The 25,936-nt window shown below is 73.6% G+C and carries 23 protein-coding genes; 16 read left to right on the top strand and 7 right to left on the bottom strand.

Annotation, left to right across the window (positions count from 1 at the left end):
- Window positions 1-7 precede the first annotated feature (7 nt).
- From IE237_RS33950 to IE237_RS33940, 3 genes are all read left to right on the top strand, one after another.
- Window positions 8-898, top strand: coding sequence for a LysR family transcriptional regulator (locus IE237_RS33950; RefSeq protein WP_189806017.1), 891 nt, complete (start codon window positions 8-10; stop codon window positions 896-898).
- Window positions 899-938: 40 nt separating this feature from the next.
- Window positions 939-1,898 carry a DUF1444 domain-containing protein gene (locus IE237_RS33945; protein WP_189806016.1) on the top strand — a complete coding sequence of 320 codons (960 nt, stop codon included), beginning with the start codon at window positions 939-941 and terminating at the stop codon, window positions 1,896-1,898.
- 96 nt (window positions 1,899-1,994) lie between these two features.
- Complete coding sequence (locus IE237_RS33940) at window positions 1,995-3,137, top strand: aminopeptidase P family protein (protein WP_189806015.1); 1,143 nt, start codon at window positions 1,995-1,997, stop codon at window positions 3,135-3,137.
- A gap of 13 nt (window positions 3,138-3,150) precedes the next feature.
- Here IE237_RS33940 and treZ read toward each other — a convergent pair whose 3' ends face one another.
- Both treZ and IE237_RS33930 read right to left on the bottom strand, forming a co-directional pair.
- Complete coding sequence (treZ, locus tag IE237_RS33935; protein ID WP_189806014.1) at window positions 3,151-4,902, bottom strand: malto-oligosyltrehalose trehalohydrolase; 1,752 nt, start codon at window positions 4,900-4,902, stop codon at window positions 3,151-3,153.
- Between the two features lie 60 nt (window positions 4,903-4,962).
- Window positions 4,963-5,952 (bottom strand): GNAT family N-acetyltransferase, encoded by a 990-nt coding sequence (locus IE237_RS33930; protein ID WP_189806013.1) that lies wholly within the window; start codon window positions 5,950-5,952, stop codon window positions 4,963-4,965.
- A 136-nt stretch (window positions 5,953-6,088) separates the two neighbouring features.
- Between IE237_RS33930 and IE237_RS33925 the strand changes: the two genes are divergently transcribed.
- The 3 genes from IE237_RS33925 (at window position 6,089) to IE237_RS33915 (ending at window position 8,510) form a co-directional block, all read left to right on the top strand.
- Entirely contained in the window at window positions 6,089-6,637 is a 549-nt protein-coding gene (locus IE237_RS33925) for an FHA domain-containing protein (RefSeq protein ID WP_189806012.1), read from the top strand.
- Between the two features lie 130 nt (window positions 6,638-6,767).
- Window positions 6,768-7,919 (top strand): cytochrome P450, encoded by a 1,152-nt coding sequence (locus IE237_RS33920; protein WP_229843830.1) that lies wholly within the window; start codon window positions 6,768-6,770, stop codon window positions 7,917-7,919.
- Window positions 7,920-8,018: 99 nt separating this feature from the next.
- The gene (locus tag IE237_RS33915; RefSeq protein ID WP_189806011.1) at window positions 8,019-8,510 is read left to right on the top strand and encodes a hypothetical protein; all 492 of its coding nucleotides are present in this window, start codon (window positions 8,019-8,021) and stop codon (window positions 8,508-8,510) included.
- A 1-nt stretch (window position 8,511) separates the two neighbouring features.
- On the opposite strand, the gene IE237_RS33910 is transcribed toward IE237_RS33915, so the two are convergent.
- Window positions 8,512-9,105 carry a hypothetical protein gene (locus IE237_RS33910; protein ID WP_229843826.1) on the bottom strand — a complete coding sequence of 198 codons (594 nt, stop codon included), beginning with the start codon at window positions 9,103-9,105 and terminating at the stop codon, window positions 8,512-8,514.
- Between the two features lie 34 nt (window positions 9,106-9,139).
- Window positions 9,140-11,458 (bottom strand): malto-oligosyltrehalose synthase, encoded by a 2,319-nt coding sequence (treY, locus tag IE237_RS33905; RefSeq protein WP_189806120.1) that lies wholly within the window; start codon window positions 11,456-11,458, stop codon window positions 9,140-9,142.
- A 99-nt stretch (window positions 11,459-11,557) separates the two neighbouring features.
- Here treY and IE237_RS33900 point away from each other — a divergent pair, with 99 nt between their 5' ends.
- Window positions 11,558-12,796 carry an MFS transporter gene (locus IE237_RS33900; RefSeq protein WP_189806119.1) on the top strand — a complete coding sequence of 413 codons (1,239 nt, stop codon included), beginning with the start codon at window positions 11,558-11,560 and terminating at the stop codon, window positions 12,794-12,796.
- On the opposite strand, the gene glgX is transcribed toward IE237_RS33900, so the two are convergent.
- The gene (gene glgX / locus IE237_RS33895; RefSeq protein ID WP_189806010.1) at window positions 12,765-14,885 is read right to left on the bottom strand and encodes a glycogen debranching protein GlgX; all 2,121 of its coding nucleotides are present in this window, start codon (window positions 14,883-14,885) and stop codon (window positions 12,765-12,767) included. The genes IE237_RS33900 and glgX overlap by 32 nt on opposite strands.
- Before the next feature lie 189 nt (window positions 14,886-15,074).
- Between glgX and IE237_RS33890 the strand changes: the two genes are divergently transcribed.
- The 4 genes from IE237_RS33890 (at window position 15,075) to IE237_RS33875 (ending at window position 19,557) form a co-directional block, all read left to right on the top strand.
- Entirely contained in the window at window positions 15,075-15,884 is an 810-nt protein-coding gene (locus IE237_RS33890) for a Tat pathway signal sequence domain protein (RefSeq protein WP_189806118.1), read from the top strand.
- Between the two features lie 54 nt (window positions 15,885-15,938).
- Complete coding sequence (locus IE237_RS33885) at window positions 15,939-17,300, top strand: copper amine oxidase (protein ID WP_189806009.1); 1,362 nt, start codon at window positions 15,939-15,941, stop codon at window positions 17,298-17,300.
- A 121-nt stretch (window positions 17,301-17,421) separates the two neighbouring features.
- Complete coding sequence (locus IE237_RS33880; protein ID WP_189806008.1) at window positions 17,422-18,744, top strand: DUF5919 domain-containing protein; 1,323 nt, start codon at window positions 17,422-17,424, stop codon at window positions 18,742-18,744.
- 87 nt (window positions 18,745-18,831) lie between these two features.
- Window positions 18,832-19,557: a 3'-5' exonuclease gene (locus tag IE237_RS33875; protein WP_189806007.1), complete on the top strand. Its 726-nt coding sequence runs from the start codon at window positions 18,832-18,834 to the stop codon at window positions 19,555-19,557.
- Here the strand turns inward: IE237_RS33875 and IE237_RS33870 are convergent.
- A complete protein-coding gene (locus IE237_RS33870; RefSeq protein WP_189806006.1) occupies window positions 19,554-20,378 on the bottom strand; it encodes an alpha/beta fold hydrolase in 825 nt (274 codons plus the stop codon). The two genes, IE237_RS33875 and IE237_RS33870, sit on opposite strands and share 4 nt — an antisense overlap.
- 46 nt (window positions 20,379-20,424) lie before the next feature.
- Window positions 20,425-21,282, bottom strand: coding sequence for a phosphotransferase enzyme family protein (locus tag IE237_RS33865; RefSeq protein WP_189806005.1), 858 nt, complete (start codon window positions 21,280-21,282; stop codon window positions 20,425-20,427).
- A gap of 144 nt (window positions 21,283-21,426) precedes the next feature.
- Between IE237_RS33865 and IE237_RS33860 the strand changes: the two genes are divergently transcribed.
- The 5 genes from IE237_RS33860 (at window position 21,427) to IE237_RS33840 (ending at window position 25,910) form a co-directional block, all read left to right on the top strand.
- On the top strand, window positions 21,427-22,371 hold the full coding sequence (locus IE237_RS33860) for a carbohydrate ABC transporter permease (RefSeq protein ID WP_189806004.1): 945 nt from the start codon (window positions 21,427-21,429) through the stop codon (window positions 22,369-22,371).
- A complete protein-coding gene (locus IE237_RS33855) occupies window positions 22,368-23,210 on the top strand; it encodes a carbohydrate ABC transporter permease (protein ID WP_189806003.1) in 843 nt (280 codons plus the stop codon). Before IE237_RS33860 ends, IE237_RS33855 begins: the two co-directional genes overlap by 4 nt.
- Window positions 23,207-24,499: an ABC transporter substrate-binding protein gene (locus tag IE237_RS33850; RefSeq protein WP_189806002.1), complete on the top strand. Its 1,293-nt coding sequence runs from the start codon at window positions 23,207-23,209 to the stop codon at window positions 24,497-24,499. Before IE237_RS33855 ends, IE237_RS33850 begins: the two co-directional genes overlap by 4 nt.
- Window positions 24,500-24,639: 140 nt before the next feature.
- Window positions 24,640-25,200, top strand: a complete 561-nt coding sequence (locus IE237_RS33845) for a DUF1697 domain-containing protein (protein WP_189806001.1) — start codon at window positions 24,640-24,642, stop codon at window positions 25,198-25,200.
- A 74-nt stretch (window positions 25,201-25,274) separates the two neighbouring features.
- Entirely contained in the window at window positions 25,275-25,910 is a 636-nt protein-coding gene (locus tag IE237_RS33840) for a mycothiol-dependent nitroreductase Rv2466c family protein (RefSeq protein WP_189806000.1), read from the top strand.
- The last annotated feature ends 26 nt before the right edge of the window (window positions 25,911-25,936 follow it).

Here is a 25,936-nt window from a genome sequence, read left to right as displayed (position 1 = left end):
GAGCCGCATGGACCCGCACCTCCTCCGTACGTACGTCACCGTCGCCCGGCTCGCGTCCTTCTCCGAGGCCGCGCGCGACCTCGGCTACACCCAGTCCGCCGTCTCCCAGCACATCGCCGCCCTGGAGACCGACCTCGGACTGCCGCTGCTGACCCGGCGGCCCGTCGCCCCCACCCCGGCCGGGGAACGGCTCCTCGAACACGCCGGGGCGCTGCTGCTGCGCCTCGACGCGGCCCGCGCCGATCTCGGCCGGTTCGCCGCCGCGCCCCGCGCGACCCTGGGCGTCGCCGCCTCCCCGCTCGCCCTCACCCCCCGTACCCTCGCCGCGCTGCCCGCCACCGGCGTCACCCTGCGCGCGCTGCCCCGCGAGCGGGTGCCCGTCGCCGTCGCCACAGGCGAGGCCGACGCCGGACTCGTCGACGGCGTCGCCGCCCCCAGCGACCCGCTGCGGCTGCCCGACGTCGCCCCGCTCGCCGCGACCGGCGTCACCGAGGAACCGCTCGCCGTCGTCCTGCCCGCCCACCATCCGCTCGCCGCCCGCCCCGGGCTCCGCCTCGACGACCTCGTCGACGCCCGCTGGCTCGACGCGCCCGCGGCCGGAATCCCCCTCGACCGGCTCCGGGCCGTCCACGGCGGGCCCGCGGGCCGCGGCTTCCGCACCGCCCTGCGCTACGAGGGCACCGACACCCGCACCCTCGCCGCCCTGGCCGCCGCCGGGCAGGGCCTGGCGCTGCTGCCGCTGTCCGCGACGGACGGCGTCCCCGGCTCGGCCGCCGTCCCCCTGGTCGCGCCCCGGCTCGTCCACCGCACCGAACTCCTCCTCCCGGCCGGCGCGCACGGCGAACCGTCCGGCCCGGTGGCCGAGTTCGCCCGACGGCTCAAGAGCCGACACCCGTAGTCGCTACCCTGTGCGCAACGGCGACGGAAGGCGGACGGGCGTGGGGTGGCTGCGACGAGGACCCAGGCGGGACGGCGACGACGCACCGAGGGACCCCGAGTTCGCGTACTTCTCCCAGCGCGAGGCCGCGCTCTTCCGCGGCCGGGTCCGGGCGACCTTCGCCGAGCTCGGCCTGGAGGTGACGGTCTACGCGAACCACGTCGTCGACGACAAGGGCCGCCGCTTCGGCCTCGGCAACCTCGCCGCCGTCTGCCACCAGGACCGGCGCGGGCCCCGCGTCTGGCCCGGCATGATCCAGCGGCACATCGGGCTCGTCGTCCGCGCCATGGACGGCCCCTCCGCGCTCGACACCCTGCCGCCCGAGCAGATCCGCGCCCAGCTCTACCCCCGGGTCGTCAGCGGCGACGGCATCGACGCCGCGGCCTTCGGCTACGCCAGGACCGTCGCCCCCGGGCTCTACGAGGTCCTCGCCCTCGACCTGCCGGAGAGCGTCATGATGCTCACCGACGAGGCCCTCGCCCGGCTCGGGGACCACGCCCAGCTGCGCGACCGGGCCCTGCGCAATCTGCGCGGGCTGCCCGTCGAGGAGCACGAGACCGTCCGCGACGCCGACGGCATGTGCTTCGAGATCATCCTCGGCGACTCCTTCTACACGGCGAGCCGCGTCCTCGACCTCGACGGCGTCGTCCAGCGCGTCACCGGCCTCCCGCTCGGCGAGCACGGCGCCCTCGTCGCCCTGCCCTTCCGGCACCAGCTCGCCTTCCACCCCATCCGGGACACCTCGATCATCCCGGCCCTCGGCGCGATGGCCTCCTTCGCCGCTGCCGGGTACGAGGACGTGCCCGGCGCCATCAGCCCGTACGTCTTCTGGTGGCGGGGCGGCACCCTCACCCAGCTCAGCGAGCACGACGAGGAGCGGGGCGACCTGCGGATCGTCGTCGGCGACGACTTCCACGAGCTCCTGGAGCGGCTCATCGCCCAGGGCCCCGACCGCCGCTGACCGGTCGCCCCCGCTCCGGCATCCGGTCGCGGCCCGCGCTCCCGCCCGGCAGGATGCTGTACGTCGCACCGGACGAAGACGTCAGGAGAGATCGCCATGTCGAGCACGGACGCCCCCGAAGAGGTCGTGCCCTTCACCGCGGACGACTACCGGGCCCGGATGGCCCGCGCCGCCGAGTCCGCGGCCGAGGCAGGACTGGCGGGCGTGCTCGTCGCTCCCGGACCCGACCTGGTCTACCTCACCGGCTACCAGCCCACCGCGATCACCGAGCGGCTCACCGTCCTCGTCCTCGCCGCCGGCCAGGAGCCGGTCCTCGTCGTCCCGACCCTGGAGGCACCCGACGCCGAGAAGGCCGCCGGAGCCGCCGCGCTCAGCCTGCGCGACTGGACCGACGGCAAGGACCCGTACGCCGTCACCGCCCCGCTCCTCGACGTCGACGGCCGGTTCGGCGTCAGCGACAACGCCTGGGCCATGCATCTCCTCGGCCTCCAGCAGGCCCTGCCCGGCACCTCGTACGTCTCGCTCACCGAGGCCCTGCCCATGCTCCGGGGCGTCAAGGACGCCCACGAACTGGCCCGGATCGCGGCTGCCGGAGCCGCCGCCGACCAGGCGTACGGCGAGATCCTCAAGGTCCGTTTCGCGGGCCGCAAGGAGACCGACGTCGCCGCCGACCTCGCTGCCCTGCTCCTGCGCTTCGGCCACTCCCAGGTCGACTTCACGGTCGTCGGCTCCGGCCCCAACGGCGCCAACCCGCACCACGAGGCCGGCCCCCGGGTCATCGAGCGCGGCGACATGGTCGTGCTCGACTTCGGCGGCCTCAAGCACGGCTACGGCTCCGACACCACCCGCACCGTCCACGTCGGCGAGCCCACCGACGAGGAGCGCCGCATCCACGACCTGGTCCGCGAGGCCCAGCAGGCCGGCTTCGAGGCGGTGCGCCCCGGGGTCGCCTGCCAGGAGGTCGACCGGGCGGCCCGCAAGGTCATCACGGACGCCGGCTACGGCGAGTACTTCATCCACCGCACCGGCCACGGCATCGGCGTCACCACCCACGAACCCCCGTACATGATCGAGGGCGAGGAACTCCCCATCGTCCCCGGCATGTGCTTCTCCATCGAACCCGGCGTCTATCTGCCGGGCCGGTTCGGCGTCCGCATCGAGGACATCGTCACGGCCACCGAGGACGGCTCCGGGCACCGCTTCAACAACACCCCGCACGAGATGGCCATCGTCGAGTAGGAGCCCCCGGCGGTCAGCCGTCCGTGAGGACGATCGCCGACTCGCCGGGGAGGCGGAGGACACCGTCCGCCGCCGGGGCGTCGACCGGGTCCCAGGAGGCCAGGACCCGGTCGCGGCCGTTGGAGCCGAGGGGGATCACCACCGGTTCCCTGCCCAGGTTCACGGCCACCCGCAGGACGCCGCGCCGGAAGGCCAGCCAGCGGGCCTCCTCGTCGAAGGCGACCTTCACGCCCGCCAGGTCCGGGTCCGTCAGGTCGGGCAGGGTGCGGCGCAGCGCGATGAGCTGGCGGTGCCAGGCGAGGAGCCGCTTGTGCGGGTCCCGCTCGCGCTCGGTCCGGTCCAGGACCGAGCGGTCACGGGTGGCCGGCTCCTGCGGGTCGGGGACCTCGTCCTCCGCCCAGCCGTGCGCCGCGAACTCCCGCCGCCTGCCCCGCCGTACGGCCTCCGCGAGCTCGGGGTCGGTGTGGTCGGTGAAGTACATCCACGGCGTGCTCGCCCCCCACTCCTCGCCCATGAACAGCATCGGCACCGAGGGGCCGGTGAGCACGAGGGCCGCCGCGCAGGCGAGCAGGCCGGGGGAGAGCGAGGCCGAAAGACGGTCGCCGAGGGCCCGGTTGCCGATCTGGTCGTGCGTCTGGGCATAGCCCAGGAAGCGGTGTGCGGGGGTGCGTTCCCGGTCCACCGGGCGTCCGTGGTGGCGTCCCCGGAAGGCGGAGTACGTGCCGTCGTGGAAGAAGACACGGGTGAGCGTCTTGGCGAGCGCCGCCATCGGGGCGCGCGCGAAGTCGGCGTAGTAGCCCTGGGACTCGCCGGTCAGGGCGGTGTGCAGGGCGTGGTGGAAGTCGTCGTTCCACTGGGCGTGCACGCCCAGGCCGCCGAGCGTGCGCGGGGTGGTCGTGCGCGGGTCGGCGAGGTCGGACTCGGCGACCAGGAAGTGCTGGCGGCCCTGCTCCTTCGCCAACTCGTCGACGGAGGCGGAGAGTTCCTCCAGGAAGGTGAGCGCCCGCGTGTCGGCGAGGGCGTGCACCGCGTCGAGCCGCAGCCCGTCGATCCGGTAGTCCCGCAGCCAGGCGAGCGCGCTCCCCAGGAAGTACGCCCGGACCTCGTCCGAACCCGGCGCGTCCAGGTTCACGGCCGCGCCCCACGGCGTGTGGTGGGTGTCCGTGAAGTACGGCCCGAAGGAGCACAGATGGTTCCCGGACGGCCCCAGGTGGTTGTGCACCACGTCGAGGACCACGCCCATGCCGAGCCCGTGCGCCGTGTCCGTGAACCGCTTCAGCGCCTCGGGCCCGCCGTACGGCTCGTGGACCGCCCACGGCGCCACCCCGTCGTACCCCCAGCCCCGCACCCCGGGGAAGGGGCACAGCGGCATCAGCTCCACATGGGTGATGCCGAGGCCCGCGAGCTCCCCGAGCCGGGCGGCCGCCGCGTCGAGCGTGCCCTCCGGGGTGAAGGTGCCGACGTGCAGCTCGTACAGGACGGCGCCGCGCAGCCGCAGACGCGGGGACTCGTGCCGCCAGGTGTACGCCGAGTGGTCGACGACCGCGCTCAGGCCGTCGGGCCCGTCGGGGAGGCGGCGCGAGCGGGGGTCGGGCAGCACGGGCCCGCCGTCGAGGGTGAAGCCGTACCGGTCACCGTCCTCGGCGGGCACCACGCCCGACCACCAGCCGTCCCGTTCGGCGTCGCGGTCCAGGGGATGCGCGGAGCCGTTCAGCTCCAGCGCCACCCGGTCACGGGCGCTCGGCGCCCACACCTCGAAGAGCACGGGAATCCCCTCGTCGACGGTCCAGTCACACCACCACGGCTACCGCGACCATCCTGGCAGTCAGGACCCCGACTCGCCCGGCGCGTCCCACACGTGGTTGATCGCGCGCTCGAACGTCACGTACCCCGCGCGGGCGAAGGACGCCGCCATCGGAACGTTCCCCAGGTCCGTCGCCGCCCGGATCCGGGGCACGTCGGCGGCGGCCAGGATCCGGGTCCCCTCCGCCAGGATGTCGTCGATGTACCCGTGCCCGCGGTGGGCGGGCAGCACACCGAGGTACGCGATGATGTGGTGGTAGTTGTTCCGCGCGGGGACGACGAAGCCGACCGGCTCGCCGCTCTCCGGCAGCTGGGCGACCCGCCACCACTCGCGCGGCGAGGAGAAGTGCGCGAGCTCCTCGTCGTAGTGCAGCTCGGCCGCCTCCCGCAGCGACAGGCCCGAGGCCAGGTCGGCCCGGCCGTGCGCGTCGAGCGTGCCCTCCATCACCGGCGTCATCAGCGCGAGGAGGTCCTCGCGGTCCCGCACGGGACGGAACTCCAGACGGCCCTTCGGCTCCGGTACGGGGGTGCCGGGCCGCCACTCCAGACGCAGCCGCTCGACCAGCGGGCGGGCGCCCGTGCGCTCCAGGACGGAGAACAGGGACTCCAGGAGGGACCGGGTCTCCGGGACCTCGCGCCAGTCCGCCGGCATGAACCTCCCGAACTCGGGGCGCCGTACGCCCGCCGGGATCACCGCGGCCGTCGCCGTCTCCAGGAGCCGCAGGCCGACCTCGGCGCGCTCGTCGGCGGAGAGCGCCGGGTCGAGGTCGAAGAAGTCGAGCGCCTGCGGTGCGGCGCCCGCCGCGTGGGTCCACCAGGCGAGCCGGCCGAGGAGCCGGTCGCCGTCGAGCGCCACCCACATCCACGCGGGGAGGCGGCGGCCGGTGGCGAGATCGTCCGCGAGCTCGTGGTCGAGCGAGTAGGTGAGGCGGAGGAAGAGGTCGAGCTCTTCGGGGCCGGCGAGCGGGCGTATGACGAGGTCGGTGGCGGACGGTGAAGAAGACGTGGTCACGTCTGGGTTCCCCCTGGGGATCTCTGGCTGTGAAGACGGCAGACCGTAACAGCGATCCTTCAGGACCGGTACGGAGTTTCCCCAGGTCCGGGGTCCTTCTGGACACTTCGGGCCCGGCGGGCCGACAATCTCGGATGTGACGACCCCTTTCGAGCTTCCGGCGAACTCCCCTCGGCTGACGGACGCCGAGCGGGACCGCGCGCTGGTGCTGCTCCGTGAGGGCGCCGCCCAGGGCCGCCTCTCGCACGACACCTTCGTCTTCCGGATGGAGCGCGCGCTCCAGGCCCGCAGGCCCGATGAACTCGCCGTGCTCACCGCCGACCTGCGGACCGAGGGCACCTGGACCCGGCGCGTGGTCGGCGCGGTCGAGCGGATGTCCGCGTTCACGGCGCGGATCGGGCGGGCCTGGAGCGCGGAGCGCCTGCCGAAGCTGCTGCTGCCGCACCCCGGCCCGTACCCCCTGCGGATCGGTCGCGACCCGGTGAACGGGCTGCGGCTCAGCCACGAGACGGCGTCCCGGCTGCACGCCGAACTCTCCCTGCAGAGCGGGATGTGGGTGCTGCGCGACCTCGGTTCGACGAACGGCACCACCGTCAACGGGCGCCGGGTCACCGGTGCCGTGGTGGTGCGGCCGGGGGACGTGGTCGGCTTCGGGCAGATGTCGTTCCGGCTGTCGCACGACTGAGCCGAGCCTCGCGGGCGTTCACCCGTTCGGCGGCATGAGGCGGGCGGTGGAGCCCGCGCGGTGATGGGCTGGGCACACGCGCGCCACGATCTCCGGCCGCGGCACCCACCGCCGATCGACAGGGGTCGAGATGAGCGACGCGCCGAACCGCGAGCCGGACAGGGGCATACGGAGCGAGCGGCCCGAGGATGCCGGGGACCCCTGGACACGGCTGCCGTCGATGGCTCCGGCGACACCGTCGGCCGCGACCCCCGCCAGGACCGGGCCGGCCGGCGCCCCCACGGCCTCCCGGGGCGGCACCGCCCCCGTCCCGGGGCGCGTACGGACCCTCACCGACCCGGCCGCCGCCGGACCCGTCCCGCCGGGCGGGCGGACCGTCGCGCCGAGCCCGCTCGACCCCGGCGCCACGCGGGACCCGCACGGGATCCACCGGGCCCTGCGCGAGGAGTTCCCGCTCACGTACGACCCGCTGCTGCGGGCCTGGGTCCTCAGCCGGTACGCGGACGTGGCCGCCGCCCTCACCGACGAACGCTTCACGCACGGGCACCGGCCGGGCGACCCGCCGTGCGCGCGGGCCCACGTCGACGTCGACGTCGAGGCCCTGCGCTCGGTCACCGAACGCACGGCCTACGTGCTGGCCCGCCGCCTCGCCGAACGGCCCCAGGCCGACCTGGTCGCGGACTTCTGCCACTGGCTGCCCGCCGGCACCGTCGCCGCCGCCGTCGGCGTGCCCTACCGCGACATGATGCGGCTCGTGCGCGGCCGGGCGGCGGGCGCGCTCGCGGGGGAGTGCGGCGGCCAGATCGCCGTACGGGAGAAGGCGCTCGCCTCCTTCCTCGGCAACGTCCTGGACGACCCCGACCAGGTCGCCGCCCTCCGCGACGCACCGGCCGGTCTCGTCGCCCGCGCCTGGACCGAGTCGCTGCGCCGGGACCCGCCCGTGCAGATCGCGGTGCGCCGCACCAGCGCCGAGGTGCCGGTGAGCGGGGGGATCGTCCCGGCGGGCGCGTCCGTCGCCCTGCTCGTCGGCTCGGCGGGCCGCGACCCGGAACGCTTCCGCGAACCAGACCGCTTCGACCCGTTCCGCGACGACCCGGGCCAGCTCACGTACGGGCCGGGTTTCTGCCCGGCGGTCCTGCTCGCCGGGTTCGAGGCGGAGTACGCCCTGCGCGCCCTGTTCACGGCGATGCCCCGCCTGCGTCTGGCCGACGGCTTCCGCCCCACCGCCACGGGCCTGATCACCCGCGCCCCGCGGAGTCTGATCGTCCGCCCGGGCGGCTGAGCCGTCCCGGGCCGGGGCGAGCGGCCCCGCGACCGCTGTTAGGGTGACGTGCGCTCGTCAAAGAGCCTTCGTTCTACCACTTTCCACGGGGATTCAAACATGAAGATGCGTCATGTCCGCGCGATCGCTGTGTTCGGCATCGCGGTGGTCGCCCTGACCGGTGCCCGCGGCTCGCACGGCGGCAGCTGCGGCGGCAGCAGCTCCAGCGGCAGCCACAGCAGCGGCAGCAACCACAACGACAGCGACACCTCGGGCAGCAGCACCGGCGGCTCCGTGACCGGTGGTTCGAGCAGCGCGAACAAGGCCGTGCGCGATGTGACCATCGACGACTGCACGTTCGACGCGGCGACCAAGAACCTCGTCGCCCGGATCACCGTCAAGAACGGCGGCGTGCTCGACTACGACTACAGCGTCACGATGAAGTTCACCGGCGGCGCGGGCGGCACCGCCGTCCCGGCCACCGCGACGAAGACCGCCATCGCGGTCGCGGCGGGCGCCTCCGAGACCACCGAACTCTCCACGTCCTACCCCGGATCCGGTGACGGCTCCGAGTACACCAAGTGCGAGGTCACCCGGGCCTCCCGCTCCTGACCTACGCCGTCGGCGCGGCCGGGTCCGTACGGCCCGGCCGCCGCACCGAGGCGAGCAGCAGGACACCGGGGAGGATCCCGGCGGCCACGCCGATCACGGAGGCCGGGGCGCCGAGGGCCGCGAGCACCAGGCCCGCGGCGCCGCAGGCCGCGATCGACGCGCCGAGCACATGGAACGCGGGCCTGCGCCAGACGACCGCGAGGCCGGAGAAGTGCACGCCGACGACGAAGGCGATCCAGCCCACGATCGCCTGCGGGGCGTGCAGCACACGGGAGATCACCAGGAGCCCGGCCACGAGCCCGAGCACCTCGGCCGCCACCACGTACCAGTAGCGCCGCCCGAATCCGGTGCCTGTGCCGGTGCCGGTGCCGGTGCCGGTGCCCGTGGCCGTGTCGGCACCCGTGCCCGTGCCCGCCTCGGACGCGGCCGGTGTCCCCTGGCCGCGCCGGCCGAGGACGACCACCCAGAGGAACGCGGCGACCGCGAGGAGCCGCAGCGGGACGCCGACCGCCGTCGGCAGCGCGCCCGCGTTGGCCTGGATGAACACGAGCCCGAACGAGGCGCCGATGACCCGGCCGGTCTGATCCTTTGTCATGATCATCAGCTTGTCACGGGGAGGGAACGGCGGTTCACTCCACCCGGGCGAGGAGCGCCACCGGCCGCTCCGCGAACAGCTCCGCGAGCTTGACCTCCGTCGCCGGACCTCCCGTGAACTCCCGTACGCCGTCGAGCGCGTCGATCCAGCGGCCCTCGGGCAGCACCAGCTCCGTGTCCTGCCAGCCGCCCGCCTGGGCGAGCCGCAGGGACAGCCGGGTCACGGCCGTGATCACCCGGCCGGAGCGGGCGAAGGCCAGACAGTGCGCCGCCGCCGGGCCCTCCGCCGTCAGCGGGACGTACGTCCCGTCCGCGCCGAAGGCCTCCGGGTGTGCGCGGCGCAGCCGCAGCGCCGCCCGGACCACGGCGGTCCGCTCGTCCTCCGGGCCGACCGTGAACGGCGCCCGGTTGTCCGGGTCGACGAGCGCCCGGTACTCCCGCTCCGTGTTCTGGTACAGCTCCGGCACCCCCGGCATCGTCAGCTGCGCGAGCGCGGCCCCCAGGGCGTGCGCCCGGATGTGCGGCTCCAGGGCGAAGGCCGCCTCCGAGGCCGCCCGGAGCGGGATCCGGCCCGGCCCGGCCGCCGCGAACTCGGCCACCGCCCGCTCGTACTCCGCGTCCGGCTCGGTCCAGCTGGTCCGGAGCCCCGCCTCCCGCACGGACTTGAGGATCGCCGGGCCCAGCCGGTCCGGGTCCGGGGCGCCGAAGCCGAAGGCCGTCTGCCAGGCCGTCCAGGCCACGTGCGGATCGGGCGCGGGCACCCCCGCGACCTCCCCGAGGAGCTCCGCCCACACCTCCGGGCACTGGGAGAGCACCGCGATCCCGGCCCGGACGTCCGCGCTGCGCTTGGTGTCGTGCGTGGAGAGCACGGTGCCGGTGCCCGGCCAGTCCCGGGCGATCCGCAGGCAGTACGCGTGGAACTCCTCCACCGGCACCGCGGGACGCCCCGCGTCCCCGCCGACCTCGTTCGCCGAGAGCAGCGGGGTGTACCGGTAGAAGGCGGTGTCCTCCACGGACTTGGCCCGCAGCGCCGACGAGGTCTGGGCGAACCGCGCGCGGAACGCCCGGTGTTCGGGCCCGTCGCCCCGCACGCCCAGCGCCAGGTCCCGTACGACGTCGACCGCCGTCGCCTCCTCCGGCACCGCGAAGGCGGCCTTCGCACCGCGCGCCGCCTCCGGGGTCAGCACCTCCGCGCCGCCCGTCCGGTAGGGGCGGTAGACGGGGACCCGGACGAGGAGCTCGCGGATCGCGGTGCGCAGCGCCCAGGGGGCGTGGTCCCGGAGTGCGGGGTCGGCGGCGCAGATCCGGCCGGCGATCCGGGTCAGCGCGGCCGTCTCGGCGGCCAGGTCGTGGGTGACCACCTCGTACGCGGCGCGGCGCGCGGTCGCCTCCCAGTGGCCGCCCCGGTCCCCGGCCTTTCCGACGAACTCCCGGTACACGTCGGCGAGTTCGTCGGCGCCCAGCGGGTCGGTGAAGACGCCGTCGAGCTGCCGCAGCGCGTCGTACCCGGTGGTGCCCGCGACCGGCCAGGCGGCGGGCAGCGTCTCCGGCCCGGTGAGGATCTTCTCGACGACCGTCCAGCAGCGCCCGCCGGTCGCCGCGGCCAGCTCCTCCAGATAGGCCTGCGGGTCGGCGAGTCCGTCCGGATGGTCGATGCGCAGCCCCTCGATCACCCCGTCCGCGACCAGCTCCACGATCTTCTCGTGGCTCGCCGCGAACACCTCGGGGTCCTCCACCCGCACCCCGATGAGCTCCGAGACGGTGAAGAAGCGGCGGTAGTCCAACTCGGTGCGGGCGAGCCGCCACCAGCCGAGCCGGTACCACTGGGCGTCGAGCAGCTCGTCGAGCGGCAGCCCCTCGGTGCCCGCGCGGAGCGGGAACTCCTGGCCGTCCAGGTGCAGGGACCCGCCCGAGACCCGGAACCGGTCCCGTACCTCCGGGAGCCTCGCGGGCAGCACGGGCAGCAGCACCCGGCCGTCCCCGGCCCGCCAGTCGATGTCGAACCAGCGGGCGTACGGCGAGTCCGGGCCCTCGCGGAGCACGGCGCGCAGCGCGTGGTTGTGCCGCGGGGAGGCCGCCATGTGGTTGGGCACCAGGTCCACGACGAGCCCGAGGCCGTGCGTACGCGCGGTCGCCGCCAGGGACCGCAGTCCCTCCTCGCCGCCGAGCTCGGCCCGTACGGACCGGTGGTCGGTGACGTCGTAGCCGTGGGTCGAGCCGGGCACCGCCTCCAGGACCGGGGACAGGTGCAGGTGCGAGACCCCGAGGCCGGCCAGATACGGCACGGCGCGCTCGGCGGCCGCGAACGGGAACTCCGGCTGGAGCTGCAAGCGGTAGGTCGAGGTGGGAGGAATGGGCGTCATGCGAACGTACGTACCCCGCCGGAGGGCTTCTGTGTCATCGCCCCATGCACCCGTTCGAGTGCATCGCGTTACGTTCGCGTGATGCTCCGGATGTATCGCGACACGCTGTCCCTGCTCGGACCGGCCCTGCCGGTCGTCTCTTTCCTCGGCCGACTGCCCACCGCCATGTGCCAGCTCGGCAGCCTGCTCCTGGTCGCCGAGACGAGCGGCTCGCTCGCCACCGCGGGCCTCACGGGCGGCGCGCTCGCCGCCGGACAGACCGTCGCGGGACCCGTCATCGGCCGGCTCGCCGACCGGCACGGCCAGCGCGGGGTCGTCCTCGCGGCCTCCCTGGCCAACGCGGTCGCCGTCACCGCCCTGGTCCTCGCCGCCCTCGCCGACGCCCCCACCGGCCCGCTCATGGCGCTCGGGGCGCTCGCCGGGGCCACCGTCCCGCAGGTCGGGCCGCTCGCCCGGACCCGCTCCGTGGCCCTCGCCCGCCGCTCCGGCGCGGACGACCGGCTCGTCGGCGCGGTGCTCTCCTTCGAGGGCACCCTCGACGAGGTCTCCTTCGTCCTCGGCCCGGCCCTCGTCGGCCTCGCCGCCGCCCTCGCCCACCCGGCGGCCGCGCTGCTCCTCGCGGCCCTCCTCCTCGCCGGCTGCGGGACGGCCTTCGCCCTCCACCCGACGGCCCGGGCGACCGCCCCCGATGCGCCGGCCGCGACCACCCGTACGAGTGCCGCCGAACGGACGCGGCTGCCGGGATCCGCGTACGCCCTGCGCGGCACGATGGTCCTCCAGGGCGCCATGTTCGGCGCCTCGCAGGCCGGGATCACCGCCCTCACCGAGGAGCTGGGCGCGCCCGCCCAGGCCGGGCTCGTCTACGCGGCCATGGGTGTCATGAGCGCCGCCGTCGGCCTCTCCATGGCCGCCGTGCCCGCCCGGATCGGACTGGCCACCCGCTGGCGCGCCGCCACCGCCGGGCTCGTCGTCCTCTCCGTACCGCTGCTGTTCGTCGGCTCCCTGGGCGCGCTGTACGCGGTGGTGGTCGTCCTCGGCGCCGCCTACGCCCCGCACCTGATCACGGTCTTCGGGCTCACCGAGCGGACCGTGCCGGCCGCCCGCCTCGCCGAGTCGATGGCCTTCCTCACCAGCGGGATCGTGGGCGGCCAGGCCCTCGCGCTCGCCGTCTCCGGCCGGCTCGCCGAGGGGCACGGCGCCCCCGCCGCCTTCGCTGTGGCGGTGGGGGCGGCCGTGGCCTGCGCGGCGCTGTCCTGGTCGGTGCGGGTGACGGAACCCGTCGGGCCGGGGTCCGCGCTCAGGCCGGCCGGCGCAGAACGGTCAGGCTGAGCGGCGCGAGGGTCACCCGCTCGCCGCCCGCGAGCTCCGGGCCCTCCTGCGGCGGCATGCCCTCCGGGTCCGAGGTGTCCACCACCATCCGCCAGCAGCGCCCGTGGCTGTCCGGGACCGCGAACTCCAGCTCCTTCGACGAGGCGTTGAACATCATGAGGAAGGAACCGTCGGCGATCCGCTCGCCCTGGGTGCCGGGCTCCGAGATGGCGTTGCCGTTGAGGAAGACGGTCAGCGCCTGGGCGTGCGCCGCCTGCCAGTCCCGGGAGGTCATCTCCTCGCCCTCGGGCGTGAACCAGGCGATGTCGGTCAGCTCGTCATGGGTGCCCTCCACCGGTCGCCCGTGGAAGAAGCGGCGGCGCCGGAAGACCGGATGGTCGCGGCGCAGCCGGACCATCGCGCGCGTGAAGCGCAGCAGCGTGGCCTCCGCCTCGCTGTTCTCCTTCGGCCACCGCACCCAGGAGACCTCGTTGTCCTGGCAGTAGGCGTTGTTGTTGCCGCCCTGCGTCCGCCCGAACTCGTCGCCGTGGCTGAGCATCGGCACGCCCTGCGAGAGCATCAGCGTGGCGAGGAAGTTGCGCGTCTGGCGGGCGCGCAGCTCGGCGATCCCGACGTCCTCGGTCTCGCCCTCCACCCCGCAGTTCCAGGAGCGGTTGTAGCTCTCGCCGTCCCGGTTGCCCTCGCCGTTCGCCTCGTTGTGCTTCTCGTTGTACGAGACGAGGTCGCGCAGGGTGAAGCCGTCGTGGCAGGTCACGAAGTTGACCGAGGCGAGCGGGCGGCGCCCGTCGTCCTGGTACAGGTCGGAGGAGCCGGTCAGCCGCGAGGCGAACTCGGCGAGCGTGCGCGGCTCGCCCCGCCACAGGTCCCGCACGCAGTCCCGGTACTTGCCGTTCCACTCGGTCCACAGCGGCGGGAAGTTGCCCACCTGGTAGCCGCCCTCGCCCACGTCCCACGGTTCGGCGATCAGCTTCACCTGGCTCACCACCGGGTCCTGCTGCACCAGGTCGAAGAACGAGGACAGCCGGTCCACCTCGTGGAACTGGCGGGCCAGGGTGGCCGCCAGGTCGAAGCGGAAACCGTCCACGTGCATCTCGGTCACCCAGTACCGCAGGCTGTCCATGATCAGCTGGAGCACGTGCGGGGAGCGCATGAGCAGCGAGTTCCCGGTGCCGGTGGTGTCCGTGTAGTACCGGGGGTCGTTCGAGAGCCGGTAGTACGAGGGGTTGTCCAGGCCCCGGAAGGAGAGCGTCGGGCCCAGGTGGTTGCCCTCGGCGGTGTGGTTGTAGACCACGTCGAGGATGACCTCGATGCCCGCCTGGTGCAGGGCCCGGACCGCCGACTTGAACTCCAGGACCTGCTGGCCCCGGTCGCCCCAGGACGCGTAGGCGTTGTGCGGGGCGAAGAAGCCGATCGTGTTGTAGCCCCAGTAGTTGGAGAGCCCCGCGTCCGCCAGGCGGTGGTCGTTCACGAACTGGTGAACGGGCATCAGTTCGAGCGCGGTGACGCCGAGTTCCTTCAGATGGCCGATGACCGACGGATGCGCGAGCCCCGCGTACGTGCCGCGCAGCTCCTCCGGGAGATCCGGATGCAGCATCGTGAGGCCCTTCACATGCGCCTCGTAGATCACCGTGTGGTGGTACTCGGTGCGCGGACGCCGGTCGTCGCCCCAGTCGAAGTAGGGGTTGACCACGACCGAGGCCATCGTGTGCGGCCCCGAGTCGAGGTCGTTGCGCGCGTCCGGCTTCCCGAAGGGATAGCCGTACACCGCCTCGCCCCACTCGACCTGCCCCGACACCGCGCGCGCGTACGGGTCGAGCAGCAGCTTCGCCGCGTTGCAGCGCAGTCCGCGCTCCGGCGCGTACGGGCCGTGCACCCGGAACCCGTACCGCTGACCGGGCATCACGCCCGGCAGATAGGCATGCCGCACGAACGCGTCGGTCTCGCGCAGCTCCACCGCCGTCTCCGAGCCGTCGTCGTGCAACAGACACAGCTCGATCCTGTGGGCGGCCTCCGAGAAGACCGCGAAGTTGGTTCCCGCTCCGTCATAGGTGGCGCCCAAGGGGTACGCCTGTCCCGGCCAGACCTGCATGGATACGACTCTTCCTCTTCTGTCCGGGTTTTGTAGGTCTTCTTCGGCCAGATCCTGCCCGAAAGAGGGGCAACCTCCTAGGACTTCGCCCCGTCCTACCGGGTGACCGCAGACCAAGAGGGGGAACGAGGGGGAAGTGTGTACGAAATAGCGCGCCGCCACCTGGGGAAGGTGGTGGCCGGAGCGGCCATGGCGGTGACGGGGACCGCCGTCGCGGTCGCGATCACCCTGCCGGGTTCGGCGGGAGCGGACGACACGCCGGGGGGCCGAGGCGCCGTCGCGGTGGGCTCCTCCGCGGGTTCCTCCGCGGGGGCCGGTACGGCCGGAGGCCCCGGCGTCCCGGGCCAGGGGGAGTCGGGCACGCAGGCCCAGGGACCGGCGCCGCAGCCGGCCACCGTGGTCCCGCCGGCGGCCGAGGGGAAGAAGGGCGTCGGCAGCGACCCGCTCACCGGCGACGAGCTCGCACGGGCCGAGTCGCTGGCGCTGACACCGCCCGCCGCCTCCGCGCAGCAGGACGTCACGGGCGGCCGGGGCCCGCAGCGCCTCGGCACCAGGCTCGCCGACCCGCAGCCCGGGGACGCGTCGCGCCGCGCCGAGGTCCGTCTCTACGACTACGGGCGCGACGAGCTCATCACGAAGACCGTCAACCTCGACACCGGCAAGGTCGAGAAGTCCGGGTCGCAGCGCGGGGTCCAGCCCTCCGCCCACCCCGAGGAGCTGCGCGAGGCCCTGGAGCTGATCCTCGCGAGCCCGCTCGGCAAGGGCGTCAAGGAGGACTACAAGGACGCCACCGGCAAGGAGCTCACCTCCACCGAGCAGCTGTGGTTCAACGGCGACGTCTACCGCACCTACCGCGAGGCCGACGTGCCCGCGCAGCTCGCCCGTTGCGGGGAGCACCGGTGCGTCCGGCTCGTCACCAAGGTCCTCAACGGGGCCTGGATCGACACCCGGAACCTGATCGTCGACCTCTCCGCGAGGACCGTCACCCGCGTCGGCTGACCACCGGCCCGGCCTCTCCACAGCCTCACGACACGTACGAGGGAGTACGTCCGCATGCCTACCCAGCGCAGCCTGTCCACCCGGCGCGGCCTGCCCACACCGCAGAAGCCGCGCACCCGCAAGCGGGGCGCCGTCCTGACCGCCGCCGCCCTGCTCGGCACCGCCACGGCCGCCGCCGGACCCGCCACCGGCGCCACCGCCGCACCCAACCCGCCGGCCCCGACCCGGGCGACGGCGCAGAACACCCCCGACTGCTCCGCCGCGTACCGCATCACGCAGAAGCTCGACGGCGGCACCACCTGGCGCATGTGCTGGCGCTACGACACCGACGCCGGGCTCACGCTCGACCGGATCACCTACCAGCCGCCCGGCGCCACGGCCCCCATCAAGGTCCTCAACAGCGCCCGGCTCGCCCAGATCCACGTGCCGTACGACGACGGCGGCGCCGAGTACGACGACCTCACCGGCGCGGGCTTCGGCTACGGCCTGCAGAACCTCAAGCCGGCCGAGTGTCCCGGCGGCACCCTCACCACCGTCAAGGTGGCCGAGGTCGGCGACGTCAAGGGCCTGTGCACCACCACGCGGACGCGCGGGCACGCGTACCGCATGGCCAGCGACAACGGCTCCAAGGTCTGGCAGGCCCAGGCCAAGGACCTGCTCGTCTACACCGTCAACAAGGTCGGCTGGTACGAGTACATCACCGAGTGGCGCTTCACCGCCGACGGCACCATCGGCGCCAACGTCGGGGCCACCGGCAGCCTCTCGCCCGTCGACTACAACGCCACCGACGGACGCGGCTGGCCCATCGGCAAGGGCGCCCGCGGCTACGCCACCAGCCACGCCCACAACGTCTTCTGGAAGCTCGACTTCGGTCTGGACGGCTCCACCAAGGACCGGATCGAGCAGTTCGACTCGGCCGTCACCGCGCCCACCGGCGGCGGCGGGCCCACGGTGAAGACGACGCGCACCGTCGTCACCAAGGAACTCGCCGGGGACGCGAAGAACATGCGCTGGTGGCGGGTGGTCAGCGGCACCGGCAAGAACGCGGACGGACACGCCCGCTCGTACGAGATCGTGCCCGGGCACACCGACACCCACGCGGGCCGCGGCTTCACCAAGCACGACGTGTACTTCACCCAGTCCCGCGCCTGCGAGAAGTTCGCGAGCAACAACATCGGCAACTGCGCCGCGGGCGCCGGTGACAGCGTGGACAAGTGGGTCAACGGCGAGACGCTGACCCAGCCCTCCGTGTGGGTCAACATCGGGTTCCATCACATCGCCCGGGACGAGGACCAGCAGCCGATGCCCGTCCACTGGCAGGGCTTCCAGCTCGCGCCCAGGGACGTAACCGCTATGAATCCGCTCACTCCGGCCGATCTCGCCTCCCAGAACGGGCAGCCCGATCTGGGGAGTTGAGGGAGCAGCCTGACGATCCTGCTGCACCGCCTCCCGCTCGCGGAGTACCCTTCCTTGATCGTTGTCACATGGTCATCCTGTCCGCCGGAACGGGTGTCCGGGAGCAGAAGGCGGTGCGCGGGTGAGCTCGGGAGGTCTGGAGCTGCCCCCAGGTGACGCGGGTCACGAGGGAGGACCGGCCGACCCCGCGGAGGCACCGCCCGGAGCGGTCGCGCCGCCGGGCACGGCCGTCCCGCCGGGTGTGGTCCTGCCGCCGGGGACGGTCGTGCCGCCCGGCACGGTCACCGTCGGCCGGCCGGTGGAGATCGGGGCGGAGCTCGACTGGGGCGCCGAGGCCTGGAGCGAGGTCCGCACCCGGGCCCAGCGCGCCGGCCGCGCCTACATCTGGCTGAACCTCGTCGAACAGCGGCTGCGGGCCGTGGTCGCCGCCGTCCTGCGGCCCGTGTACGAACCGGTGCACGGCGAGGAGTGGGTGGTGGCCGCGGCCGGACCCGCCGGCCAGGAGTGGGTCCAGCGGGCGGTCGCCGTCCGCGAGGTCTCCCGGCGCAAGGGCTACCTCCTCGACCCGGCCGACGACAACGTGCTGAGCTTCCTCACGCTGCCCCAGCTGCGGGAGCTGATGGTGCAGCACTGGCCCTGCTTCGAGCCCTACTTCGACGACCGGCGCGAGGTCGAACTCGCCCTGGACGAGCTGGAGGTCACGCGCAACGTGGTCTCCCGCAACCGCGCGCTGTCGCTGACCGTCCTCGCCCAGTCCGAACGGGCCTCCGCCCGCATCCTGGAGATCCTCGGCAGCGGGGCCGGGGTGCCGTCCGCCGACCGGCTGCCCGTGGACGCGGTCGAGGACCTCGTCGGCGACCGGTACGCGGACGTCGTCTCCGTCCATCCCGACCGGGTCCGGCTCCAGCGGCAGCTGCCCGCCGAGGACCTCTTCGGCGGGGCCCGCCGCCTCGACGCCACCGGCATAGGCCTCAATCTGCTCGTGCAGAACTTCTCCGGCCGCCGCATGGTCCGGCTCGCCGAGTCCGGCTGCCGGACCCGGCTCCTCTTCCTCAACCCGGCGAGCAGCGCCGTCAAGCGCCGCGAGCGGGAACTGGGCCTGAAGAAGGGCGAGCTGAGCCGCTCGGTCGAGATGAACATCCTGCACATGCGCCGGGTCCGCTCGAAGCTGCGCGATCCGGGCGCCTTCCAGATCCACGTCTTCGACGAGACGCCCCGCTTCACCGCCTACCTGGTGGACGGCGACGGGCCGGACGGGGTCGGAGTCGTCCAGTCGTACCTGCGCCGGGCCCGGGGCATGGAGGCCCCGGTGCTCGTCCTGCGCGGCGGCGGGCGGAACGTCGTCCGCCACGGGCAGTCGTCCCGTGACGGAGATCACGGGCTTTTCGAGACATACCGGGAGGAATTCGAGTCGGTCTGGCTCGACTCCCGGCCCGTCTCCTGACTCCCCGCCGGGGGTAGCCGGAGGCGTTGTCAGTGGTGCGTGCGAGGGTGGTCAGCACCACGGGGGAGATCACGTAAGGAGGACCCGATGGCTTGGCACGGCGACACGCTGGTCGGCTTCGACCTGGAGACGACCGGCACCGAACCGCTGGAGGCCCGTATCGTCACGGCCTCGATCGTCGAGGTCGACGGCGGGGGACGCGTCACGAGCCGGCGGGACTGGCTCGCCGACCCGGGCATCCGCATCCCGGAGCAGGCCTCCGCGATCCACGGCATCAGCAACGAGCGCGCCGCCGCCGAGGGCCGGCCGGTCCGCGAGGTCGCCGACGAGATCGCGAAGACCCTCGCCGCGTACTGGGAGGACGGCGTCCCGGTCGTCGCGTACAACGCCTCCTTCGACCTCACGCTCCTCGCCGCCGAGCTCCGCCGCCACGGCCTCCCCTCCCTGGAGGAGCGGCTCGGCGGGACGGCCATCGGACCGGTCGTCGACCCGTACACCATCGACCGGGCCGTCGACCGCTACCGGCGCGGCAAGCGGACCCTGGAAGCGGTCTGCGGGGAGTACGGCGTGGTGCTCGAAGCCGCCCACCAGGCCGCCGCCGACGCGCTCGCCGCCGTCCGGGTCGCCGTCGCGATAGCCGAGCGGCACCCCCAGGTGGCCGCCCTGGACCCGGCCGAGCTGCACGAGCGGCAGATCGGCTGGTACCGCGCCTGGGCCGAGAACTTCCAGGACTTCCTGCGCCGCAAGGGCGACGCGGAGGCGGTCGTCGACTCCACGTGGCCCCTGCGCCCGGCGGTCGCGGTGGCGGGCTAGCCGTTCTCCTTGAGGAAGGAGAGCAGCAGCTCGTTGACCTTCCCCGGCTGGTCGAGCGGGAGCCAGTGACCGGCGTCCTCGACCCGCTCGTAGCGCCAGGGACCGGCGACGTGCTCACCGGTGCCGGTCATCTGCCGCTCGGTCAGGAAGCGGTCACCGGTCGACCAGACGCCCATGACGGGGACGGACAGCGGGGGAAGCGCCACCGGCGGGGCCAGCTGGACCTCGATCGGCAGCCCCGCGCGGTAGACGCTCAGCGCGGCGGTCAGCGCCCCCGGGGCGCGCAGCCCCTCAAGGACCGCCTCCCGGTCGGGGTGGTCGCCGAGCATGTCGCGCAGGTTCGCGAAGCCGTCACGGGAGAGCCACTCCTCCGCGAGCCCCTCGTGCTGGAACATCGACACGTGCCACAGGCGCTGCCGCTGCTCCCAGCCGGCGCCGAGGATCGCCGCGATGTTGCCCACCGACATGAGCGTCGCACTCATCACCCGGTCCGCCGCAAACCCCGCGATCCCCTGGGCCACACCCGAACCCCAGTCGTGACCGACCACGTGGAAGCGGTCGATCCCGAGGTGCGCGAGAAGCTCCAGCAGGTCGCCGACGTGCTTGGCCGGGTGGTACGCCTCGGCCCCGCCCTCGGGCCGCTCCGAGGCGCCGAAGCCCCGCAGCGTGGGCGCGACCGTCGTGAATCCGGCGTCGTTCAGCGCCGCGACCTGATGACGCCACAGATGGTGGCAGTCGGGGAAGCCGTGCACGAGCAGCACGGCGGGTCCCTCCCCGCGCACCTCGACGTCGAGGGTCACCTCGGACAGTTCGACACGCATCTCAACACCCCGTTCGTTACCGGCCGGTTCGACGGGCTCCATGATGTCAGAACGGGTACCAGCGCACCTCGGGGTCACCGGCCCGCAGGGAGGCCACCCGCCGCTCGAACTCGGCCAGGGCCTTCGGGTTCGTCGGGGCGTGCTGCGCCACCCACGCGCAGCTCGCGGTCTCCCGCGCGCCGCGCAGCACCGCACAGCCCTCCCACTCCCGGACGTCCCAGCCGTACGCCTCGGTGAAGGCCCCGTACGCCGCCGGGTCCAGGCCGTACCGGTCGCGGGAGAGGGCGAGGACCACCAGGTCGTGCTCCCGCAGGTCCGAGGAGAAGGTCTCCAGGTCCACCAGGACCGGGCCGTCCGGGCCGACGTGGACGTTCCGGGGGAGGGCGTCCCCGTGGATCGGGCCCGGGGCCAGGTGCGGGGTGAGCGCCGCAGCGGCCGGGGCGAAGGAGTCGCGCCGCTCCCGCAGGAACGCCGCGTCCGCCGGGTCGATCGCGTCCCCCGCGAGCCGCAGCCACCGCTCGACCCCGCCGAGCAGCTCACGGCGCGGGAGGGTGAACCCCACCGGCTCGGGCAGGGCGTGGACGGCCCGCAGCAGCGGAGCGAGATCGCGGGGCTCCGTGGGCCGCACCGCTTCCGGCAGCCGGTGCCAGACGGTCACCGGATGCCCGTCCACCAGACGCGGCTTCTCCTCGGCCGCCCGGACCGCCGGCACCCCGGCCTCCTCCAGCCAGGAGGCCAGCGCCAGCTCCCGCTCGGCCCGCTCGAACAGCTCCGCGTCCCGGCCGACCTTCACCACCAGACCGCCCACCGCGAAGACCGCGTTCTCGCCCAGGGCGAGGAGCCCCGCCTCCCCGGCGGGCAACCCCGCCGCCGCCAGGATCTCCCGGGCTCGCGCCTCGTCCATCGACCTCTCCCTCCAGCACGCTTTTGCGCCAAAGTCTCGCATCCGCGCAGCTCACCCTGCCCGTCACCTTGACGGGCCGACGGGCCGTCAGCACCATGGCGGGATTCCGGACGGCGGCGGCAGCGGGGTGGACGGAGGTCGGTCGTGAGCTCGGTGACCACGACGAAGCGTCCGGACAGAGCGCGCACACCGCGCCCCGCTCCCCGGAGACGGCCGCGCGGCCCCGACCTCGGCGCCTGGTTCCTGGTGCTCCCGGCCCTCCTGCCGATCCTCGTCCTGAGCGTCGGACCGCTCCTCTACGGCATCGCGCTCGCCTTCACCGACGCCCAGTCGGGCCGCACCCAGGCCACCCGCTGGGTCGGCACCCTCAACTTCCAGGACCTGCTGCACGACACCCTCTTCTGGGAGTCGTTCCGCATCGGCGCGGTCTGGGCCGTCGGCGTCACCGTCCCCCAGTTCCTGCTCGCCCTCGGCCTCGCCCTCCTGCTCGACCAGAATCTCCGCTTCCGCTGGCTGGCCCGAGCCCTCGCCATCGTGCCCTGGGCGATGCCGGAGGTCGTCGTCGGCATCATGTGGCGGCTCGTCTACAACCCCGACGCCGGCATCCTCAACGAGACCCTCCGGAGCCTCGGCCTCGGCGAGGGCCACGACTGGCTCTCCGGCCTCGCCACCGCCCTCCCCGCCGTCATCGTCGTCGGCGTCTGGGCCGGCATGCCGCAGACCACCGTCGCCCTGCTCGCCGGACTCCAGAACACCCCGCGCGAACTCCACGAGGCCGCCGCCCTCGACGGAGCCGGCGCCTGGCGCCGCTTCCGCGCCGTCACCTGGCCCGCGCTCCGGCCGGTGGCCCTCGCCATCACCGCCCTCAACCTCATCTGGAACTTCAACTCCTTCGCCCTGGTCTACGTCCTGACCAACGGCGGACCGGGCGGCCGGACCCGGCTCCCCATGCTCTTCGCCTACGAAGAGGCCTTCCGCTACGGGCAGTTCGGCTACGCCGCCGCGATGGGCTGCGTGATGGTCGCCGCCGTCTCGGTGCTCATCGCGCTCTCCCTCGTACGCCGTCTGAAAGGGGACCAGGACCGGTGAGCGCCCTCCGGACGAGCGGGCCGGCGCGAGCGGGCCAGTACCTGGCCCTCCTCGCCTACCTGGCCTTCCTCGCCCTCCCCTTCCTCTGGCTGGTCTCCACCGCCTTCAAGCCCGCGCCCGAGCTGGCCTCGCTCCACCCCACCTGGATCCCGAAGGACCCCACCCTCGACAACTTCCGGCAGGCCTTCGACGAGCAGCCCCTGCTCAGGGCCGCCGCGAACAGCCTGCTCGCCGCCGTCTCCGCCGCCCTGATCGCGGTGCTCGTCGCCACCCCGCTCGCCTATGTGACGGCCCGCCACCGCGGCCGGCTCGCCGGGGCCGCCACCGGCTGGGTGGTGATCAGCCAGGCCTTCCCCTTCGTCCTCGTGATCGTCCCGCTCTTCCTCGTCCTCAAGAACCTGCACCTCATCAACAGCGTCGCCGGTCTCGTCCTGGTCTACGTGGTCTGGTCGCTGCCCTTCGCCCTCTGGATGCTCATGGGGTACGTCAGGGCCGTCCCGGCCGAGCTGGAGGAGGCCGCGGCCGTCGACGGCGCCGGCCGGATCCGTACCCTCGTCTCGGTCACCGCCCCGCTGCTCGTCCCGGGCGTCGTCGCCACCGCGCTCTTCGCCTTCGTCACCGCCTGGAACGAGTTCTTCTTCGCGCTCGTCCTGCTCAAGACCCCCGAGAAACAGACCCTGCCGGTCGTCCTCACCCATTTCCTCGGCGCCGAGGGAGTCGCCGACCTCGGCCCGCTGGCCGCCGCGGCCTTCCTCGCGACCCTGCCCTCCCTCGTCGTCTTCGGCCTCCTCCAGAGACGCATCACGGGCGGGATGCTCGCCGGGGCGGTGAAGTCATGAGACGCGTCCTCGCCCTCACCGCCGCGCTCCTGCTCCTCCTCACCGGCTGCACCGCCGCCGACGACGGCCCCGACGACGGTGTCGTACGGCTCCGCTTCCAGTCCCTCGCCTGGCAGAAGGAGTCCGTCGACGCCAACCGGCAGCTGGTCGAGGAGTGGAACGCCGCCCACCCCGACGTCCAGGTCGACTACGTCCAGGGCAGCTGGGACTCCGTCCACGACCAGCTCCTCACCTCCTTCGAGGGCGGCGAGGCGCCCGACATCATCCACGACGCCTCCGACGACCTCGCCGACTTCGCCTACGGCGGCCTGCTCGCCGACCTCCGCCCGCTCCTCTCCGAACGACTGCGCGCCGACATCCCCGCCCGCAGCTGGGAGGCCACGACCTTCGGCGAGGGCGTCTACGGGGTGCCCTTCCTCCAGGAACCGCGCGTCCTCATCGCCAACCGGAGGATCCTGGAGGCCTCCGGCGTCCGCGTCCCCACCCCGGAGAAACCCTGGAGCTGGACCGAGTTCCGGCAGGTCGCCCAGGACCTCACCCGGACCATGGGGCCCGGCCGGTACGCCGTCGCCTGGCCCCTCAAGGAGCCCGTCTCCGTCAGCCTCAACCTCGGTGTGTCGGACGGCGGGCGGCTCTTCCACCGGGGCCCGGACGGCCGCGTCACCGTCGACTTCACCGGGGCCGACGGCACCGTCCCCGGCACCGTCCACGCCCAGGTCGTCACCGACCGGACCGCCCCGCGCACGACCCTCGGCAGCGGAGGCTCCGACACCCTCCCCGGCTTCTTCGCCGGCAAGTACGCCATGGTCCCCCTGGGCTTCGCCTACCGGCAGCAGATCGCGCAGCAGGCGCCCGAGGGCTTCGAATGGACCGTGCTGCCCGCCCCCGCCGGGAGCGAGGGGCTCGCCCAGGGCGTCTCCCCGCAGACCCTGTCGATCGCCGAGGACAGCCCCCACAAGAAGGAGGCGGCCCGGTTCCTCGACTTCTTCCTGCGCCCGGCGAACATGGTGCGGCTCGCGCGCGGCGACTGGATGCTGCCGACCGGCACGGCCGCGCTCGCCGATCCCTCCGTGCACACCGCGCGGGACGGCTGGGCGACCGGGGCGGCCGTGGCGCGGCGGCTGCGCCCGGCGCCCGCGCAGTCGGTGCGCGGCTATCCGGAATGGAAGGACAAGGTGGCGACCCCCGCCTTCCAGGAGTACTACAGCGGCGCCATCGACGGGGCCGAGCTGCGCAGACGCCTGGTCGAGGACGGCAACCGGGTCCTCGCCCGCTATCAGCGCGGATGAGGGATTCGTCATTACGAAACCTTGTTGAATAAGTCACAGATGGGTGAAGGGTCTTCTCCGGAACCCCTCCATCGGACAGGGTTCGAACCGGCCACCGCGCCGCCCCCCACGAGGCGCGGTGGCCGCCTAGATTTGCCCCCATGACGAAGACGCAGACCTACGCCCTCCTGCTCCGGGGCATCAACGTGAGCGGGCACCGGAAGGTCCCCATGGCGGAGCTCCGGAGCCTCCTCGAAGGGCTCGGACACACGGGCGTCCGCACCTACCTCCAGAGCGGGAACGCCGTCTTCACCACCGGCTCCGGCGACGGCGAGGACACGCTCGCGACCGCGATCGAGGACGCGATCGAGGACCGCTTCGGCTTCCGCGTCGACTGCCTCGTCCGCGACGGCGACTACCTCGCCGCCGTCGCCGACGCCTGCCCCTTCCCGGCCGCCGAGCTGCGGGGCAAGGAGCTCCACGCCATCTACTGCTCAGGGCCGGTCGACCCCGAACGCTTCGCGGCGATCGACCAGGACGCCTTCCTGCCGGAGGCGTTCGCCCTCGGCGACCGCGTGCTCTACCTGTACGTCCCCGACGGGCTCGGGACGTCGAAGCTGGCCCCGGCGATCTCCCGGCCGTCCGTCGTGAAGGGCCTCGTCACCACCGCCCGGAACTGGAACACCGTGGTCAAGCTCATCGAGATGACACACGCGGACTGAACCCGAAGTGGCCCAGGCGGACGATCGGCGAATGGCCCGTGGCAGCGGGCCAACTCCCCGATAGATTCCTGACCATGACGAACGACCAGCACACCGGCACCACGGACCGCCCCACCGTCGACTTCTACTTCGACCCCGCCTGCCCCTTCGCCTGGATCACCTCCCGCTGGATCCTGGAGGTCGAGCGCCACCGGGACATCGACCTCCGCTTCAAGGTCATGAGCCTGTACCTCCACAACGAGGGCAACACCCTGCCCGACTGGTACCGCGAGCTCGTCGACGCCTCCCTCGGCCCGGTCCGGGTGGCGGCCGCCGCCGCCGAACAGCACGGCGAGGAGATCCTGCGCCCGCTCTACACCGCGTACGGCACCCGCATCCACGAGAAGAAGCAGAAGGACTTCGACGCCGTCGTCGCCGAATCGCTCACCGAGCTCGGCCTCCCGCCCGAACTCGCCGCCGCCGCCCACGACCCGGCCCACGACGAGGCGGTCCGCCGCAGCCACGACGCGGGCAAGGACCCCGAGGCCGGGGCGTACGTCGGCACCCCCACGATCCACGTCGACGGCACCGTCTGGTTCGGCCCCGTCCTGCGGGCGATCCCGCGCGGTGAGCGCGCCGCCGAACTCTTCGACAGCTTCCGCGTCCTCGCCTCCCACCCGGACCTCTTCGAGCTCAAGCGCACCCGCACGGGCGGGCTCGACTTCAGCTAGCGGGACCGTCTGTCGCGAAAGTTCAA

The sequence above is a fragment of the Streptomyces tanashiensis genome (genome assembly GCF_014648895.1).
Lineage (GTDB): Bacteria > Actinomycetota > Actinomycetes > Streptomycetales > Streptomycetaceae > Streptomyces > Streptomyces tanashiensis.
This window is presented reverse-complemented; position numbering and strand designations above follow the sequence as displayed.